This window comes from Paenibacillus sp. J31P190, from assembly GCF_059692075.1.
In genome coordinates this window covers 498511-515677 of the sequence record NZ_JCAUAS010000003.1, presented here as the reverse complement: position 1 = coordinate 515677, position 17167 = coordinate 498511, and the positions used below count along the sequence as shown (strand labels likewise).

The following is a 17167-nucleotide window of genomic DNA, read 5'->3' as shown; positions in this document are numbered from 1 at the left end:
TCAATGGCTTTACAACGTCTACATGATCCTGTACTTGAAAATGATTGGCACGCTGTGTATCTCGCGTCTGAACTGAAGGACCAACCTGTAGGTGTCATTATTTTGGGCGAAAGAGTAGCCATTTACCGCTCTAGCAAAGGGGTTCATGCCCTGCAAGATCTATGCGTTCACCGTGGAGCCATGCTCTCCAAAGGGTGGGTACAAGATGATGTCCTAGTCTGTCCATACCATGGCTGGCAGTATGATTCATCTGGGCAATGTGTCTGTATTCCAGCTCAGCCTAAGGGAGAGAAGATTCCTCTAAGAGCTAAAGCTCAAACCTATGCCTGTGAAGAGAAGTACGGCTTTATCTGGGTATGTATAGGTGAACCCGTGGCACCTTTGCCTCATTTCGAAGAGTTTGCTAATCCGGAGTTTCGTCCATTACCTTGCGGCCCATACAAAGTTGAAGCAGCTGGAACGAGAGTGATTGAGAATTTTACAGACTTCGCACATTTGATGTTCGTTCATCAGAATCTGCTCGGACACCCCGACTATGCGGAGCTGCCTGACTTTCAGGTTATCAAGGAGAAGGAACGCATTTATATCGAAAATATTCCGATCTTTCAACCCGTTGCCCATTCTGGCTCGGATAAGAGTGAAGGTACGACTTACGTCTACATGAAGGAAGTTTATCGGCCTCTATCCGCTCGATTATCCAAGGCTGATCCAAGCAATGGCCAAACCTTGTGGATTATGTTGACGGTATTGCCTGTAGCCGCAGAAGAATGTGTTGTTTTCATGATGGTATCGCGGAATTATGCCTATGACGTAGATGATGCGAATTTTATTCGCTTCCAGGATATCGTGTTTGAACAAGATGCAAGGGTAATCGAGACTCAGAAACCGGAGTTACTACCGTTGGATCTACAGGTGGAACTCAACCATAAGGTAGATCGTTTCTCCATTGCGTATCGCCGTTGGTTGAAAGAATTAGGTGTGGTGGTTGGTACGATATAAGAGAATGTTCGTCTTTTATGTAATATTAATGTGTTTTATTGAAATGAATCTTGTAAAAGTAATAAAAACACGTACTTTTGTTGTGTTAAAATACAAAACGTTAGTCTATTCGTTGACTTGAACTGGCCTTCAACTCTATATTTGACTAAAGATTAATAAGTACTTTTGTAGAGAAAACCAAATATGGAGGGGAAGTTTAATATGAAACCATTTAATCTTACTAATCCGCTTGCAGCGAAACGCCCAGTTGTTTTGTCCATTAGCTTAGTTATGATCTCAAGTATGCTCGCCGCATGCGGTAACGCGGGCTCCTCGGTTTCAACGTCAGCGCCATCTACAGCACCATTGGCGCAAGCGACGGCTTCTACTGCTCCAGCAGCTTCACCGGCTGCAACTGCAGCTGCCAAGGCAGTCATTCCTGCAACTGTTGTTTTAAACTGGTTCGCCGAACCAGAACATGGCGGGAACTTTGCGGCCTTGGCCAAAGGATTCTACAAAGACGCAGGATTTGATATGACGCTTATGCCGGGTGGTCCCCAGGTTTCTTCTACACAAATCGTCGCTTCAGGCAAAGCGCAATTCGGTATGGCCAATGGCGATGATATCCTAGTAGCCAGACAAGAGGGCATTCCGATTGTAGCCATCGCGACCTCCATGCAAAAAAGTCCGCAAGCGTTGTTTTATCATAAAGAAGATGCTGCGATTAAAGATTTTGGTGATTTAAACGGACATAAGGTATATGTGGCTTCAACGGCCAGTTTCTGGCAATTTATTAAGAAGAAATACAAATTAGACAGTGCCCAAGAAATGAAATACACAGGTCAACTAGTTAACTTTGTCAGTGATCCAAAAGCTCTTACGCAAGGGTATGTAACTTCTGAACCGTTCACTCTTTCTCAGCAAAAGGTAGAGCACGGCACACTCTTGGTTGCCGATTCCGGTTATAGCATTTATGCTGGCGTATACTTCACTACGGAGAAAATGATTGCTGAACACCCTGACCAAGTGAAAGCTTTCGTTGAAGCTACAGTTAAAGGCTGGGATTATTACAAGGATCATTCCGATGAGATTAATCCTTCCATCCAACTGAAGAATCCAGATATGGGCTTAGATATGATGAAATATAGCGCTGCTAAAGAGATGGACTTTGTATTCGGTGGAGATGCAGGAACCAAGGGCACAGGAGTAATGACCAAAGAGCGCTGGGCAGAAGTTCAGAAGCAGCTTGTTGATGTAGGTGTTTTGAAAACAGCAGAGAGCATCGACAAAGTGTTCACAACGCAATTTTTACCTAAAAAGTAAGGGATAAAGGATAAGGAATAATCAGGGGGTGGCGGCATTGGCTTCTAGTATGAATATGGATTTAGTGAACGTTCGATTGCCAATGAAGGATGAGGGGCATTTGTTTCGTCTCTCGATTCGTGAAGGCCTCTGGACTCAGATTCAGAAGCAAGAAGCTAATGCTGCCCATTCTGGTGCAATGTCATTGGAACAATGGAAACCGCAGCTTGGAACAGGTGAATCGGGCGTCTCGTTCATTGACCTTGAAGGAAAAATATTATTGCCAGGCTTCGTAGATGCTCATATGCATTTAGACAAATCTTTCTCGCTAACTTCAGTTGAGAACCGGAGCGGGACGTTAGAAGAAGCCGTACGCAATTATTCAAGTGCATCACCGTCTTTTACCAAAAATGAGATTAAATCAAGAATCATGCGTTCGGCTTTGCAAGCTTTATCTTTTGGTACAACACACATTCGTACACATCTTGATTTTAATTTGAGAGCCTCACGAGAGGTAGCCTTACGCACAATTGAGGCTGCTTTGGAAGCCAAAGAAGCATTATCGCCTTATATCAGCTTGCAGTTGTTTCCGATGTGTCCCTACAATTTCATGTCATTAGATGTTGATGCCGTGGAGGAAGCGCTAAAGATGGGCGTCGATGGGATTGGCGGAGCACCGCATTTGTCATTAACCCCTAAGGAAGATATCGATTATATATTCAAATTAGCAGAGAAATATGATGTGCCGATTGATTTGCATTGTGATGAAACAGACAATCCAGCGATGCGCACCATCGATCATATCGCTTTGCGAACGAAATCAGAGGGTTATTCAGGAAGAGTTACCGTCGATCATTTATGTGCATTAGCTTCGATGACGGATCAGGATGCTCACGGCATCATTGACCGTATGGCAGACGCGAGCCTCAAAGCAGTCTCATTACCGGCAGTCAATTTGTATTTGCAAGGAAGACATGATGGATTCCCCGTTAGACGAGGTGTAACTCGCTTGAAGGAAATCTGGGAAGCAGGCATTCCTATTGCGGTGGCTTCTGATAATATTCACGATCCCTTTCACCCTTTTGGCAGAGGCGATTTGTTACAGATTGCTCTTATTGGCTCTTATGCCGCTCATATGGGGCGACCGGATGATCTTCGCACACTGCTGCGAATGATCACGGATGTGCCCGCCAAGGTGCTGGGTCTAACTTCCTATGAGGTAAAGGCTGGTAATATTGCGAATTTTATTATCATAGACGGAAGTACACCGGAAGAACTCTTTACCATGCTGCCTGAACGCCGTTGGGTTTATAGTCAAGGAAGCTTTGTACGAATGGCTTCAAATAAAGCGGAGTGGCAGGATAAGACCTTAGCTCATTATTGGCAAGAGGCAAGCGAGAGTGTATCCTTCCATAAACCTCAATTCGTGAAAGGGTGAGGTTCTTAATGGCTAACCTGGTGGTCATCTATTACAGCGCATTCGGTCACGTATTTCAAATGGCGCAGGCTGTTGCAGATGGAGCTAGTCAATCCGGAGCGCATCAGGTCAGGATCGTTCGTATTCCGGAAATGATTGCTGTTCAAAATCGTGTTATTCAGCAAGATCAAGAAAGATCCAGAGCGGGAAATGAGCAGTTGGCAAGGACGCTTTCTAAGCAATTTCGCTTAACAGATCGTTACAGTAAATATGAAGCTACGCAAGCCTTACAGCAGGATATTCCTATTGCGACGAACGATGATTTGCGTTGGGCGGATGGCATTCTATGGGGATTTCCTACGTATTATGGCACGATGCCTGCCCAAGTTAAGCTATTTCTTGAAATGGCTGGAGAGCTTTGTATGGAAGGTGCTTTGGAAGGAAAACCGACAGGTATTTTTAATAGTACAGCTTCCATTCATACGGGACATGAAGCTGCTATTTTAACCGCTATGGTTCCCTTATTTCATTTTGGCATGATATTCGTTGGACTGCCATATTCGGAGAATCCCGAATATTTAACCGCGGATGCGATTGGTTGCTCGCCTTATGGGGCATCCACTTTAGCGGGGCCAGACAGTTCGCTATCTCCGGATCCAAGAGAGCTTTTGATGGCCGCTCGATTAGGAGAGAGGGTTGCTGATGTAGCCGCTGCTTTACAGCTATTCCAAGCAAGATAAGCTTAATTTTATTAATTTTGAACGACGCTAATTTGAAAGCTTAGGATCCGCTCTTCACTTTGAGTCTGGGTCTTTTTTCATAAGAGCTTATGCGTACTATAATGTCCACTTACTTGGAGGTGCTCATCTTGTCATTCAGTCGTTATCAAGGTAAGGCGTGGGATCGCTGCTTTTATCCCCGCTTAAGTAAGCTCGAGGTTGCTCAGGTTCCCAAAGATGATGCTCTCATCGTTCTGCCGGTTGGCGCGATTGAGCAGCATGGCCCGCATATGCCAGTGTTTACCGATACATTAATTTCCGAAGTGCTCTTGACCGAGGCTTTCGAACAGCTTCCCGATGATGCGAATATATGGCTGCTGCCGGCCATTCCGTATGGGAAAAGTACAGAGCACCTTGGCCATCCAGGGACCATAACGTTATCTGCTACTACGTTAATGGCTGTCGTGATGGATATAGCGAAAAGCCTGAGCAAAAGCGGATTTCAGAAATTAGTACTAGTGAATACGCACGGGGGTAACACGGATTTATTAAATATGATGGGCCGGGAAATTCGTATTGAAACGGGATTGGCTGTATTTCGATTAGATCCCGGCGGACTCGGTGGGGCTGATGAATGGATAACGCCGCTGGAGAAGCAGGCTGGTATTCATGCGGGTGATATGGAAACTTCCTTAGTGATGTCTGCTAAGCCCGATTGGGTTCATATGGAGCTTGCTCCTGCGGAATATCCGAATTACCCGGATTCGCGATATTTGGGCCTTCGGAATCGTGCTTTTGCTTGGGTGATGGATGATTTATCCCATTCAGGCATTTCTGGCGATGCTACGCAAGCAACGATAACGAAAGGCCACGCGATGGCTGAAAGGTACGGTGCATATATTGCTGAGGCGCTGCTCATCTTCCAAGCTTTTGAGATGACGTCTTTGAAAATGGATCAGTAGATCAGGTTTAGCCCCAAAAAACATATACAGGAGATGAAGAAAATGGCTATGAATTCTTCTCTGATCCATACATCCAACTCACAAGTATCCGGTCCAAAATTCGTAAGTATGGAGAATCTCTCTAAGACGTACCCAAATGGAACAATTGCCTTGCAAGATGTGAATCTAACGATACAAGAAGGGGAGTTCCTTTGTTTTGTTGGTCCGTCTGGTTGTGGGAAATCAACGATTTTCAAAATGATCACAGGGCTTGCCAAGCCGAGTAAAGGGACGTTAGATGTATTCGGAACGACGCCGAAAGAAGCACGAAAGCAAAGTGATATCGCCTTTGTTTTCCAAGATCATACGCTGCTGCCTTGGTCTACGGTAGAAGCTAACGTAAGGTTGCCGCTTGAATTGCGCGGTGTAGATAAGAAGACACAGAAAGAAGAGGCCCAGCGCGTATTGGAGCTAGTCGGCTTGAAGGACTATATGAAGGTGCTGCCTAGACAGCTCTCCGGAGGAATGAAGATGCGTGTCTCCATCGCGCGCGCGCTCATTTCGAGACCAAAGCTGCTTCTCATGGATGAGCCCTTCGGCGCCTTAGACGAAATTACGCGTCAAACCTTGCAAATGGAGCTGCTCAATATTTGGCAGCAGGATAAATCCATGACTGTGCTATTCGTCACGCATAACGTATTCGAATCGGTCTTCTTATCCACAAGTGTTGTTGTGATGACACCGCGTCCCGGTAAAATATCGGCGCGGATTGATATCCCAGTCCCTTTTCCTCGAGATGAAAGCTTCCGCACAACGACACAGTTCAGTGATTTAGTTCGAGAAGTATCTGCCGCTTTGGATCATTGATATGAAAGGGTGAATAAGCTCATGGCCATGAATATTAGCTGGGAGAAAGAGATACAGGAGCAGCTTGCTAGAGAAATCGTGTTTGTCGATGGCGAAACGAGAGAAAAACTCTCTAAAGATTATTACTGGTACTCCCCTGTGCTTAATCGCCAATTGCAGGATATGAAAGCGGCCGATGCTGTTGCCATCCCGCGCAATGAAGCCGAGGTGGCGGAAGTATTAGCCTTTGGTTACCGCCATAACATTCCCGTTACGGTTCGTGGAGCTGGTACAGGTAACTATGGTCAAGCGGTCCCCCTGCAGGGCGGTATTGTCTTAGATTTAAGCCGAATGGATGAAATTCTTGAAATCGGACCTGGGTTTGCTCGTTTACAATGTGGAGTTCGTCTAGGTGTCATTGATAAAAAGGCTCGCGAAGTCGGACAAGAAATTCGCATTTACCCCAGCACCTATGTGAAAGCGACGGTGGGCGGCTTTGTGAGCGGTGGCTCCGGCGGAATCGGCTCGATTACCCACGGAAACCTTTGGGATGGCAATGTGCTGGAAGCCGTCATTTACACGATGGAAGAATCTCCGCAGCGCTTGGTTATCCAAGGCCGTGACTTATTTGATTATATTCACAATTATGGAACGACCGGCATTTTAACCGAGGTGACTATCCCGCTTTCTCCTCGAACCGAGTGGGCTCAGGCTATAGCCAATTTCGACACCTTCGAGCAATCGATGCGATTCGGTGAGGCTCTTGCCAGAGAGGAAGCTATTCTGAAACGACTCATTGCTCCGATGGAGTGGCCAATTCCCTCGTATTTCGTTCCGTTTGCCAAAGTGATTAAGTCTGGTATGGCCGCTGTCATGCTTGAATTCGCTGAGGATTCACTGCCGTTAGTTGAAGCTCTTGCCCAAGGTTATGGCGGGCACATCGGTCATCTTATTGAGGCTAAAAGTTACCGGAAAACGATCGGGGTATCGGATTTCACATGGAATCATACGACACTATGGGCAATGAAAACGGACCCTTCCATGACGTATCTCCAAGCTGGATTTAAGCTGGATAGATATATGGAACAAATTCAGAAGATTAAAGACAAATATGGGGAAGAGGTTTACCTGCATTTTGAATGGGTACGCAGTGGTGGAGAAATTTCGCCTAACTCGCTTCCAGTTGTTCGCTTTGAAAGCGAAGAACGCTTATACGAGATCATTCACTATTGCGAATCTATCGGCGTTAAAATATTTGATCCTCATACCTGGGTGTTGGATCATGGCGGACGTGGTGAAGTTGGCAGCATGGAGCGTAAGAAACGTGCAAATGATCCACGAGGGCTGCTTAATCCAGGAAAAATCATTTATGAGATGTAAATGAAGGGGGACGTACAATGGCTGTAGATTCTAAATACCTGCAAATACTGCCGGATGAAATATTCCCTGCCCGCGAACGGGCGGCCTGGGCTAATCGATTGGAAGACGGGGCCTCGCCAGGGCGTCGACTCCTGATGCTGCTTAAGAATCTTTTGCCGCCCTTAGTTGCCTTTGTTGTTTTCATCGGAGGCTGGGAACTTATTGCTTATTTAGTGAAAGCGCCTGTTTATCTCGTACCTAAGCCTTCCGATATCGTAGCAGCAGCCGTAGAAAACAGACACGGACTATGGGTATCTGTAAGGACAACAACGCTGGAAGCTGTGCTTGGATTTTTCCTCAGTATTATATTAGGGATTACAGGTGCCATTCTATTAGCAAGCTCCAAATGGATTGAGAAGAGTGTTTATCCTTATGTGATTATTTTACAGACCATTCCGATTGTCGCCATTGCCCCTCTCATTGTGATATGGTTCGATGCGGGTGTGAATGCGATTGTCATTATTACATTCTTAATCGGATTCTTCCCCATGCTTTCGAATACGTTAATCGGTTTAAATTCCACGGATCAAAATATGAGTAACCTGTTTTATTTATACAATGCGAATGCAATTCAAACGATGTGGAGGCTGCGCATACCAGCTGCCCTTCCTTATATCGTAGCCGGTTTGAAAATCTCATGTACTTTATCCGTAGTCGGGGCTATTGTCGGTGAATACATTGCCGGTATTGGCGGAGGACAAGGCGGACTTGGTTATGCGATAACATATGCCGCTGCTCGTTTAAAAACACCTTACTTATTCGCTTGTGGACTTTCAGCATCAGCACTGGGCATTATTTTCTTTCTATTAGTCAACGCTTTCGCCAAATGGCTGCTTAGTTCTTGGCATGAATCAGAGATGAAAAAGGATAACTAAATGGCACCAAGGTAAAGAGGGTGAGTTAGCTGCTGGATATTGTATTTCGTAATGTGCGAATGCTTGGATATTCGGAGGACCGAGGTCTTGTAGATATCGGTGTAAAAAACGGGAAAATCGCCAAACTTGGAAGTATAGCTGAGCATGGGGAACGTGAAATCGATGGTATCGGTCACCTGGTGCTCCCTCCGTTTGTGGAGTCTCATATTCATTTGGACACCGTCCTAACGGCGGGGGAGCCATCATGGAATGAGAGTGGGACCCTATACGAAGGTATCGGATTATGGCAAAAGCGAAAAAAAACGCTCACCTACGAAGATGTCACCGAACGAGCAGAGAAGGTGCTTCGGATGCAGATGGCTGCCGGCATCCTGCATGTGCGTACCCAAGCAGATATCTCTGACCCGAATTTGACTGCTCTACGTGCGCTTCTTGCCTTGCGCGAGCGCGTAAAACCATACATGAACCTGCAGGTTATCGCATTTCCTCAAGATGGTATTCGCGCTTGTCCGGATAATGAATGCCGTCTGGAGCAGGCTTTGGAGCTTGGCGCAGATGGCATTGGGGCGATTCCGCATCTAGAGCCTACGCGTGAGGAAGGGCTATTATCGCTTGAAATTTGCTTCAATCTAGCAGAGAAGTATGGCTGCTTCGTCCATGTTTTTTGCGATGAAATGGACGATGCGCACTCCACGTTCTTAGAAAGCGTGGCCCATCTCGCGATTCGTTTTGGACTACGCGAGCGAGTAACAGCTGCACATGCGAACGCTGCAGCTTATTATGGTGAAGCATATTACCAAAAGGTGCAGGGATTACTTGTGCGTTCGGGTGTGAATATCGTTTGCTGTCCGCTCATCAATAGTGCTATGCAGGGGAGATACGACAGCTATCCCAAAGGCCGAGGTATCACTCGGATAAAGGAATTATGGTCTGCTGGCGTTAATGTAAGCATCGCGCATGACGATATTCAGACCCCTTTCTATCCGCTGGGCACAGGGAATATGCTGCAAGCAGCCCATATTGCTGCTCATTTAGCACATATGACGGGGCGCGAGGAAGTGGCGGAGCTTGTGCGTATGATTACGACGCGTGCAGCGAAAACCTTGCAACTCAAGGAATATGGGCTCGAGATTGGGCATCCCGCAAGCTTTATCTTGCTGCCTGGTGATGATGCAATGGATCTTGTTCGTGAGCAGCCTGGTTGTCGTTATGTTGTGAGCCAAGGCAGCATTGTCGCTGAAACTGTGCCAGCAAAGAGTCAATTATTCATTACATAATAAATGCAAAAATTTATACAATAAGCTGTACCCCCTGATGGTATTTTGCAGGGGGTTGTTTATGTTTTGTTTTTCGAATGTTTACCATGTAATAAAAAGGGAATGCAAAGAAACCTGTCGAATTTATTATATTGTTAATTACTTACAGTTTTCTTCGGGGGAGGAAAATAAATGAAATGGATATCTCGAGAACTCTGGAAAACGATGTTGGTTATGATTATTTGTTGTGGATTTATGTCTTCCCATGCGTATGCCGATGATCAAGAGGATTTGAAACCGATTCCAGTGTGGAGTATATTGTGGAGTGATTCAACCGATGGAATTGATGATGTTACGACTTCTTCAACTACAAATAAATGGATAACAGTCAGGAATGGCGACGCGTCTCCCGAGAAACCGAAAGAAATTTCATCAGCATGGATTAGACTTAAGCTTCCATCTAACCTGCCTAAAGATTACGGTGTATACATTGAAGGGATTTATACCCAGCACCTTTGGGTGTACATTGGCGACCAATTAGTTCGAGAAGTTAAGTATGACTTTCCATATGAGCAACAAAGTACTTTATTTCCTGTTAGTAGTGAAGACAGTGGAGAAACCGTTTATTTAAAGCTAGAGACATCGATGGATCGTTTGGGTATACATTCAGAAATTAAGCTGGATCATTATGCAGCTTTGACGCGATCATTTGTACTTCAGGATTTACAGAACATTATTCTAGGATGTGCCTTTCTCTTCATTGCTGCCATTATGCTGATATGTTCTTTCTTTCTGAAAAAAGTTCAACTTGCAAGTTGGGTTTCACTTAGTTTACTTATTTTAACTCTTGGAATTACTATTATTACGTATTCTCCTTTCATGTATGCTAACTTTACGAATTATGGCGATTTGTATCTTGATCTATTTGATGTATCACTTGCCGTTTTTTTGCCGGCACTCACTTATTATTTTGAAATTATATTTGATAACGGTACATTTAAGCTGATTCGTAGGTTTAGAAAATTCCAAGTGATGTATTCGGTTTTTTCAATCACTTTTATGCTAGTTAATCAACTTAATAATTATAGATTTATCAAAGCTTATTTTTTTGCTTCAGTTACTGTCTTGGGGCTTATTATGATTGTTCAATTTATTTTAATTATTGGATTAGCTATTATACTCGTACGAAGCGGGAACAAGGAGGCTGTTATTTTTTCATCCGGTTTTGCCTTATTAGCTCTTATGAGTACATTAGACCTAATATTCTACTTTGCTAGATTCCAAAATTACCAGTTTTCCTTGTGGAGATGGGGAGTTGTAGGATTTATTATTGCTCTTATTGTTATATTGGGTAGGCGTTTTGCAATCAACCAGGAACATATGATCAATTATTCCAAGGAATTGGAATTTTACAACCATCAGCTTCAGCTCTCGGATAAGATGGAAATGATAAGCTCGTTGGCAGCATCTGTCGCTCATGAGGTGAGAAACCCTTTGCAAGTAACGAGAGGATTCTTACAGCTTGTTGCAGCTAGAACAGATGATAAGAACAAAGAATATATGGGAATTGCGATAGAAGAATTAGATCGGGCTTCGCTAATCATTACGGATTTCCTGACATTTGCAAAGCCACAGCTGGACGAACTCGTTGATTTAAATGTTTCGAAGGAAGTCAGTCAAATTGAAGGTATTATAGTGCCATTGGCCACATTACATGGTGGGCGGATTACAGTTAGTGTTCCTAATGATTTGTTTATACAAGGGAACTCATCAAAATTGAAGCAAGTGCTTATAAATATAATCAAAAATAGTATCGAAGCCTTTCAGGTTGATGGCCAGATTCATATCTGGGCATATGAGAAAGATGGAGAGGTCTACATTCACATCAAAGACAATGGAGAGGGAATTGAACATGCGCAGTTAACCAAATTAGGTGTGCCTTACTATTCTACTAAAACGAAAGGGACCGGACTAGGACTCATGGTTACTTTTCGAATTATTGAAATTATGAAGGGGCATATTGAATATAAAAGTCAAAAATACATAGGTACTGAAGTAGTCCTCAGGTTTCCATCCATAGCTGTTAAATAAAGAAGAGGTGCTGCGCGTTATTAGCGTGGCACCTCTTCATATTATTCTACCAGGTACTTTCAGTGCCACTCGTAGTAACTAATACTTTCGCGGGATTCGTAGGTATGACGAGAACAAACTCTGTTGAGGTTTCTTCAACTGCTTTAACTTTGATGTCATCAGGAAGAGTGATGTTAAATGCTTGTTTTAGCGCGGCTTTAGGATTAGCAATAAGTTGGTTCTTGAATGCTTCGTCTTCCCAAGCCTTTTGGATAATTTGAGCTTTCAATGTTTCATTTGATGACATGACTAATCACTCCTCAATTGGGTAAATTTACCTACAAAAAAATTATAGCACGAATATTCGGAATAATCTATCAAAATTAACTAGTTTTCGACAAAAAGTAATAGAATCCACCTAATGTTAACATTTTTCTGTTTTCTTTAATTTCCAGTGCGACTTTTTGAATGTTTTGCACAAGCGAATCATGAAAATTGATCATTTGCGTCATAGATATTTGTAAACCTAGTAATTGCTCATGATGAGTAATGGCGATTTGTCCATAGAAATCCAGAAAGTCGTGTACATACAACTGCTGCTTCACCATTTCAGGCGATACCGCACTATCCGTTGAAAGCTGCATGTGCTTACGCAGTGATGCTAATAAGCAGTTGTAAGAACCTTCTTCCAAATCTTCTTCCCAGTCAGCCCAATCATCCAGCATTTGTAAAGTGATAAGTGTTTGTTCAACAGCAGCAGTAACGACAGGGATAAGGTGAGCTTGGTTTGCTAATAGAAGTGCTCCTGTGCTGGCATTTTTGACTGGACTTGCTTTCTTAGCGACTTTGACAATGTCTTGATGGAAGTAATCGGATTGCTGCTCATTGGAAACAGCTTCAGACCATTCCGTGATATACGTCTCATAGTAACTCCAGAAAGGCGACCCGGCAGGGAACATTTCTCTATAAATGGATATGAAATGCATATGGAATAAATTGGCGAGAGGCAGCTTGTCCTTATGCTCACCTTTGGCTGAATCCATAATATCGTCTTGTATAAAATAGTAGAGCATGACGAAAACATTCGCTAATGAGAGTTTATTCATTGACTCTGGTGGCAGATTACTAATGTCTTTCATCCAATATGGTAGAAGGTAACAGATATAATTTTTAGTGCTTTCTTCTTTTCTTCCGTCAAATGTAGCAAGATAGGCAAGTCCGAGGTGATCTAACGGTGCTGGAAAAGCGCTAATGACGCCCTCTGCCTCTGCAAATACGTCAGCAAGTTCTTTCTCATGAGCAAGAAACCAGTTCATAGGTCATTATCCCCTTTATTGGTATATTATTGAAACTAGCCTAGCATGAATTCACGGAGTATACAATTAGTATTTTCTTGACAGAGGGGGTAATTTTATATACATTTGAAACAAATCGATTGTTCACAATATGACTGACAGAAAGGAAACCAATCCAATGAGCAGCAGTGAATTTTTAAAGCTAGAAAATCAACTGTGCTTTAGTCTATATGCAAGCTCGAGAGCCATTACTCGCATGTATCGCCCTTTTCTTGAAGGTTTGGGGATCACCTATCCGCAATATTTGGTGCTGTTGGTTCTCTGGGATCAAAAGGAAAGTACAGTCAAAGAGCTTAGCGAGAAGCTTGATCTTGATTCGGGTACTTTGACACCTATGCTTAAGCGGATGGAAGCTCAGCAATTGGTTCAAAGGAAACGATCTTCTGAAGATGAGCGTGTCGTGAATATTCAAATCACAGAAGCGGGTCTTGCCCTCTACGAGAAGGCGCTTTGTATCCCACAGTCGCTGCTTGCGTCAAGCGGGCTATCTCCTGAAGAAATTTATACGTTCAATGAACAGTTGAAACGTATTATCAGCAGCGTAAATGCGTTCGACTAAGGAACGACTATAGGTTTTTGAAGTGAGGCTCTGAAATGAGTTATTTCATATACATTTTGGTAAATAACATTGTACCTATTAGTATTATGATTGCTATCGGCGCGGCGATGTACCGCGCTTTCCACATTGATATTAAGACATTATCGAAGCTTAATTTCTACGTGTTTTCACCTGCGCTCGTTTTTGTTAAGCTGTATGAGTCCGAAATGAACTTGCATGTTTTAATGCAGGTTCTCTTGTTTTTTGTCCTTTTCTTTAGCCTCCTTTTTGCAAGCATTGAGGTTATTATTCGTTCGAAAAAGATGCAGCGCGGTATGCGTATTGCCATGCGTAATAGTGTGATCTTCTACAATAGTGCGAATTACGCACTGCCGCTGAATCAAACTGTTTTTGGTGGGAATGCTTATACCTTATCTATCCAAATTGTGATCATGATTTTGCAAACGCTAATTCCCAATACCTATGGTATTTATACCTTAAACGCACATAAATCAACATGGAAAGCAACGATGAAAACCATACTTTCCTTACCGGTCATTTATGCCATTCCAATTGCTCTGCTGCTGCGATATTTCCATTTACCTGTTCCAGGATCGGTTCATATACCGCTGCAGTATATTTCAAATGCTTTTATGGCGACAGCCTTACTTACCCTAGGTGTGCAGCTTGGCGGCATGAAATGGGAATTTCATTTTTCTAACGTGCTCGTTTCTAATATACTAAGACTTGCCGCAGGACCGTTGCTCGGATTTTTTGTTGTTTGGCTGCTCGGGATTGAAGGAATTACGGCCAAAGCATTGATTCTCTCGTGTGCTGTGCCCACCTCTTTAAGCAGCGTTTTGCTGGCCATTGAATATGAGAATGAACCGGAGTTTTCTTCACAGGCTGTCTTTACTTCAACTTTATTTAGTATGTTTACAATTCCAGTTGTTATCTTTTGTTTGGATTTTATATGAACATGGATGGGAATCATGAAGTTAGCAGGAATTTCGACATTTTTCGGCGAATGGGTAACCATACTTATCTATAAAGGGGGACTTCCTTAATGCGTTACCAATTTTGTCAGTATGTTACGATTGTGGATATGAATGAAGAAATTTTGTCAGAGGTCTTATTTGAACATGGCGAATTTGAATCGAATGCATTAACGATTGGTTCATCTGTTGTGATTTATCAGCTTGGTCTGAAGCAATTTGATGTTGTTTATGACAAAAGAGAAGGCAAAACCGCTCGAAATAAGGTTGTAGACATTGAACTCGATCTTATCAAAAAGCCTTCGATAACACGTGTGTTTTTGGAGCCCGTGCGGTTAATTGTCGGTCAGCATGATATTGGCGAAGTGGAATAAATAAATTAATCGTCACGGAAGGAAAGTAGAAGAAAATGATGAAACTTTTTTTGCTATTAGGTAGTGTGAATGCGTTTCTTTCAGTCGCTCTAGGCGCTTTTGGGGCTCATTACTTGAAACAAAGAATTCCGGATAAGATAGATGTGTTTCAGACCGGCGTTCAATATCACATGATTCATGCGATAGCTCTCATTCTTATTGCACTTTTGTCGGACAAGCTGGCAAATAGCTCTATGGTGAATGCATCGGGGTGGGCCATTTTTATCGGTATTATCCTGTTCTCAGGTAGTTTATATGGCCTGAGTTTGACTGGACTCAAGTTTTTTGGACCCATCACTCCGCTAGGCGGGCTGAGTTTCTTGGTTGGATGGATGCTTCTGGCCGTGGCCGCTTACAAATAAAAAAGTGGAAAGAGTCAGGGAATCTGACTCTTTTTTCATTGTCTTGTGTCTTCTTAGCAGGAAAAAGCGCGGATCATGTAGAAAGTAGTCATGACGGAAACGATCATTCTTCCTTAATTGAAAGGATGTGGCGCATGGCTGATTTCACGGGGAACCAATCAGAAACGGGTAAACCAATTGCTTCGGAACTAAAGCTACTCACAAGCCATGAGCTATATCATCAATTGTTTGATTGCGCAGTCATTGCAATGGCAATCGTTAGTCTGGACGGCAGGTTACTCATGGTGAATACATCATTATGCAGCCTCTTAGGCTACACAGAAGAAGAAATGATTGGTCTGCCTATTCAGGAGTTTTCGCATCTTGATGATGTGGAGACCTATGCAGAACTATGTGAGCAAACTCTTCGTGGTGAGCGGGAATCTTCCCAAAAAGAGAATCGCTACGTCCATAAGGATGGCTCCATGATATGGGGAATAGTTCAAGTTTCCTTCCTTCGTGATACGGATGCTCAACCCCATCTTGCAGTGGTTCAGATTCAAGATGTATCAGAACGTAAGCGTTTGGAGCACAAGCTTGAGGAAAGCAGACGTGTTTATCAATCCCTGCTGAATCAAAACCAAAATCAACTCATTCTAAATGCCGTTTCAGAGGGGATGTTTGGCATCGATGAGCACTTTGGCACTACGTTTTGGAATAAGTCGGCCGAGTGCTTAACGGGTTACACCTATGAAGAAATGGCAGGGAAGAATCCTTATCTCGTATTGACACGTGCGAGTGGAATCGATGAAGATTTGCAATACAAGAATGCAAATATGTTATATCGAACGATGCTCGAAGGGGTTTGTGATTGTTCAAACGAGATCTTTTACAAAAAAAATGGAGACTCGTTTCCGGTTGAATACATGACTTCGCCGATCTTGGATCAAGATCAAATCATTGGAGTTGTCCTATCATTCAAGGATATTACTGAGCGGCAGCGTACGGAAGAGCTGCTCCACAGGTCAGATAAGATGTCCCTTATCGGGCAGCTTGCTGCTGGGGTTGCTCACGAAATTCGTAATCCATTGACTACGCTCAAAGGATTTATGCAATTTCTGCACCAGGGTGCTGTAAATAAGAAAGAATACTACGATATTATGATGTCCGAACTAGAGCGGATCGAACTGATTACTACAGAAATGCTCGTGCTTGCTAAGCCGCATTTCATACATTACCAGCCCAAAAGCATCGAGAATATTATCAAAAGTGTCATTACCCTGCTTGAAACACACGCCTATATTAACAACATTGAATTCGTTGTCGCTTTGGAGCATCATTTGCCGCTTGTTCTGTGTGAGGAAAACCAGCTGAAGCAATCCTTCATTAATTTGATCAAAAATGCGATGGAAGCAATGCCAGATGGCGGGCAAATCGATATTCAACTATTTTCAGTGGGAGACAAAGCGGTGCGTGTCTTGTTTCAAGATAGAGGGCATGGGATACCGCAGGATGCATTGGCTAGGCTTGGAGAGCCCTTCTTTACAACGAAGGAAAAAGGGACTGGGCTTGGCATCATGATTACGAATAAAATCATTGAGGATCATCATGGCCAATTTGTGGTTGAGAGTAAAGTGGGAGAAGGAACGGTTGTCAGTGTGACGCTTCCTAGTACCTAGAGTGAGCAGTAAGAGGAGGCTAA

At 43.4% G+C, this 17167-nt stretch carries 17 protein-coding genes; 15 read left to right on the top strand and 2 right to left on the bottom strand.

Annotation, left to right across the window (positions count from 1 at the left end; translation table 11 throughout):
- Window positions 1-3 precede the first annotated feature (3 nt).
- The 10 genes from AC58U0_RS09450 to AC58U0_RS09405 all read left to right on the top strand — a co-directional run bounded on the left by AC58U0_RS09450 (window position 4) and on the right by AC58U0_RS09405 (window position 11844).
- Window positions 4-999: an aromatic ring-hydroxylating dioxygenase subunit alpha gene (locus AC58U0_RS09450; protein ID WP_497378754.1), complete on the top strand. Its 996-nt coding sequence runs from the start codon at window positions 4-6 to the stop codon at window positions 997-999.
- Window positions 1000-1200: 201 nt separating this feature from the next.
- Entirely contained in the window at window positions 1201-2301 is a 1101-nt protein-coding gene (locus AC58U0_RS09445) for an ABC transporter substrate-binding protein (RefSeq protein ID WP_497378753.1), read from the top strand.
- Window positions 2302-2338: 37 nt separating this feature from the next.
- Entirely contained in the window at window positions 2339-3718 is a 1380-nt protein-coding gene (locus tag AC58U0_RS09440) for an amidohydrolase family protein (RefSeq protein WP_497378752.1), read from the top strand.
- 8 nt (window positions 3719-3726) lie between these two features.
- On the top strand, window positions 3727-4437 hold the full coding sequence (locus AC58U0_RS09435; protein ID WP_497378751.1) for an NAD(P)H-dependent oxidoreductase: 711 nt from the start codon (window positions 3727-3729) through the stop codon (window positions 4435-4437).
- 119 nt (window positions 4438-4556) lie between these two features.
- Window positions 4557-5378 carry a creatininase family protein gene (locus AC58U0_RS09430; protein WP_497378856.1) on the top strand — a complete coding sequence of 274 codons (822 nt, stop codon included), beginning with the start codon at window positions 4557-4559 and terminating at the stop codon, window positions 5376-5378.
- A gap of 48 nt (window positions 5379-5426) precedes the next feature.
- Window positions 5427-6224 carry an ABC transporter ATP-binding protein gene (locus AC58U0_RS09425; protein ID WP_497378855.1) on the top strand — a complete coding sequence of 266 codons (798 nt, stop codon included), beginning with the start codon at window positions 5427-5429 and terminating at the stop codon, window positions 6222-6224.
- A gap of 21 nt (window positions 6225-6245) precedes the next feature.
- Window positions 6246-7583 (top strand): FAD-binding oxidoreductase, encoded by a 1338-nt coding sequence (locus AC58U0_RS09420; RefSeq protein ID WP_497378750.1) that lies wholly within the window; start codon window positions 6246-6248, stop codon window positions 7581-7583.
- Window positions 7584-7717: 134 nt separating this feature from the next.
- Window positions 7718-8497 carry an ABC transporter permease gene (locus tag AC58U0_RS09415; RefSeq protein WP_497378854.1) on the top strand — a complete coding sequence of 260 codons (780 nt, stop codon included), beginning with the start codon at window positions 7718-7720 and terminating at the stop codon, window positions 8495-8497.
- A 59-nt stretch (window positions 8498-8556) separates the two neighbouring features.
- Entirely contained in the window at window positions 8557-9774 is a 1218-nt protein-coding gene (gene codA / locus AC58U0_RS09410; protein WP_497378853.1) for a cytosine deaminase, read from the top strand.
- 171 nt (window positions 9775-9945) lie between these two features.
- Window positions 9946-11844, top strand: a complete 1899-nt coding sequence (locus AC58U0_RS09405) for an ATP-binding protein (RefSeq protein WP_497378749.1) — start codon at window positions 9946-9948, stop codon at window positions 11842-11844.
- A 46-nt stretch (window positions 11845-11890) separates the two neighbouring features.
- Here the strand turns inward: AC58U0_RS09405 and AC58U0_RS09400 are convergent, their stop codons facing one another.
- Entirely contained in the window at window positions 11891-12130 is a 240-nt protein-coding gene (locus tag AC58U0_RS09400) for an NHLP leader peptide family RiPP precursor (RefSeq protein ID WP_497378748.1), read from the bottom strand.
- 76 nt (window positions 12131-12206) lie between these two features.
- Window positions 12207-13139, bottom strand: coding sequence for a hypothetical protein (locus AC58U0_RS09395; protein ID WP_497378746.1), 933 nt, complete (start codon window positions 13137-13139; stop codon window positions 12207-12209).
- Between the two features lie 157 nt (window positions 13140-13296).
- Between AC58U0_RS09395 and AC58U0_RS09390 the strand changes: the two genes are divergently transcribed.
- The 5 genes from AC58U0_RS09390 to AC58U0_RS09370 all read left to right on the top strand — a co-directional run bounded on the left by AC58U0_RS09390 (window position 13297) and on the right by AC58U0_RS09370 (window position 17144).
- Window positions 13297-13737, top strand: coding sequence for a MarR family winged helix-turn-helix transcriptional regulator (locus AC58U0_RS09390; protein WP_047676650.1), 441 nt, complete (start codon window positions 13297-13299; stop codon window positions 13735-13737).
- A 35-nt stretch (window positions 13738-13772) separates the two neighbouring features.
- Window positions 13773-14693, top strand: coding sequence for an AEC family transporter (locus AC58U0_RS09385; protein ID WP_497378745.1), 921 nt, complete (start codon window positions 13773-13775; stop codon window positions 14691-14693).
- A gap of 89 nt (window positions 14694-14782) precedes the next feature.
- Window positions 14783-15085 carry a hypothetical protein gene (locus tag AC58U0_RS09380; protein ID WP_057307203.1) on the top strand — a complete coding sequence of 101 codons (303 nt, stop codon included), beginning with the start codon at window positions 14783-14785 and terminating at the stop codon, window positions 15083-15085.
- 38 nt (window positions 15086-15123) lie between these two features.
- The gene (locus tag AC58U0_RS09375; protein ID WP_497378852.1) at window positions 15124-15486 is read left to right on the top strand and encodes a DUF423 domain-containing protein; all 363 of its coding nucleotides are present in this window, start codon (window positions 15124-15126) and stop codon (window positions 15484-15486) included.
- A 134-nt stretch (window positions 15487-15620) separates the two neighbouring features.
- Window positions 15621-17144 carry a PAS domain-containing sensor histidine kinase gene (locus AC58U0_RS09370; protein ID WP_497378743.1) on the top strand — a complete coding sequence of 508 codons (1524 nt, stop codon included), beginning with the start codon at window positions 15621-15623 and terminating at the stop codon, window positions 17142-17144.
- Window positions 17145-17167: the final 23 nt, after the last annotated feature.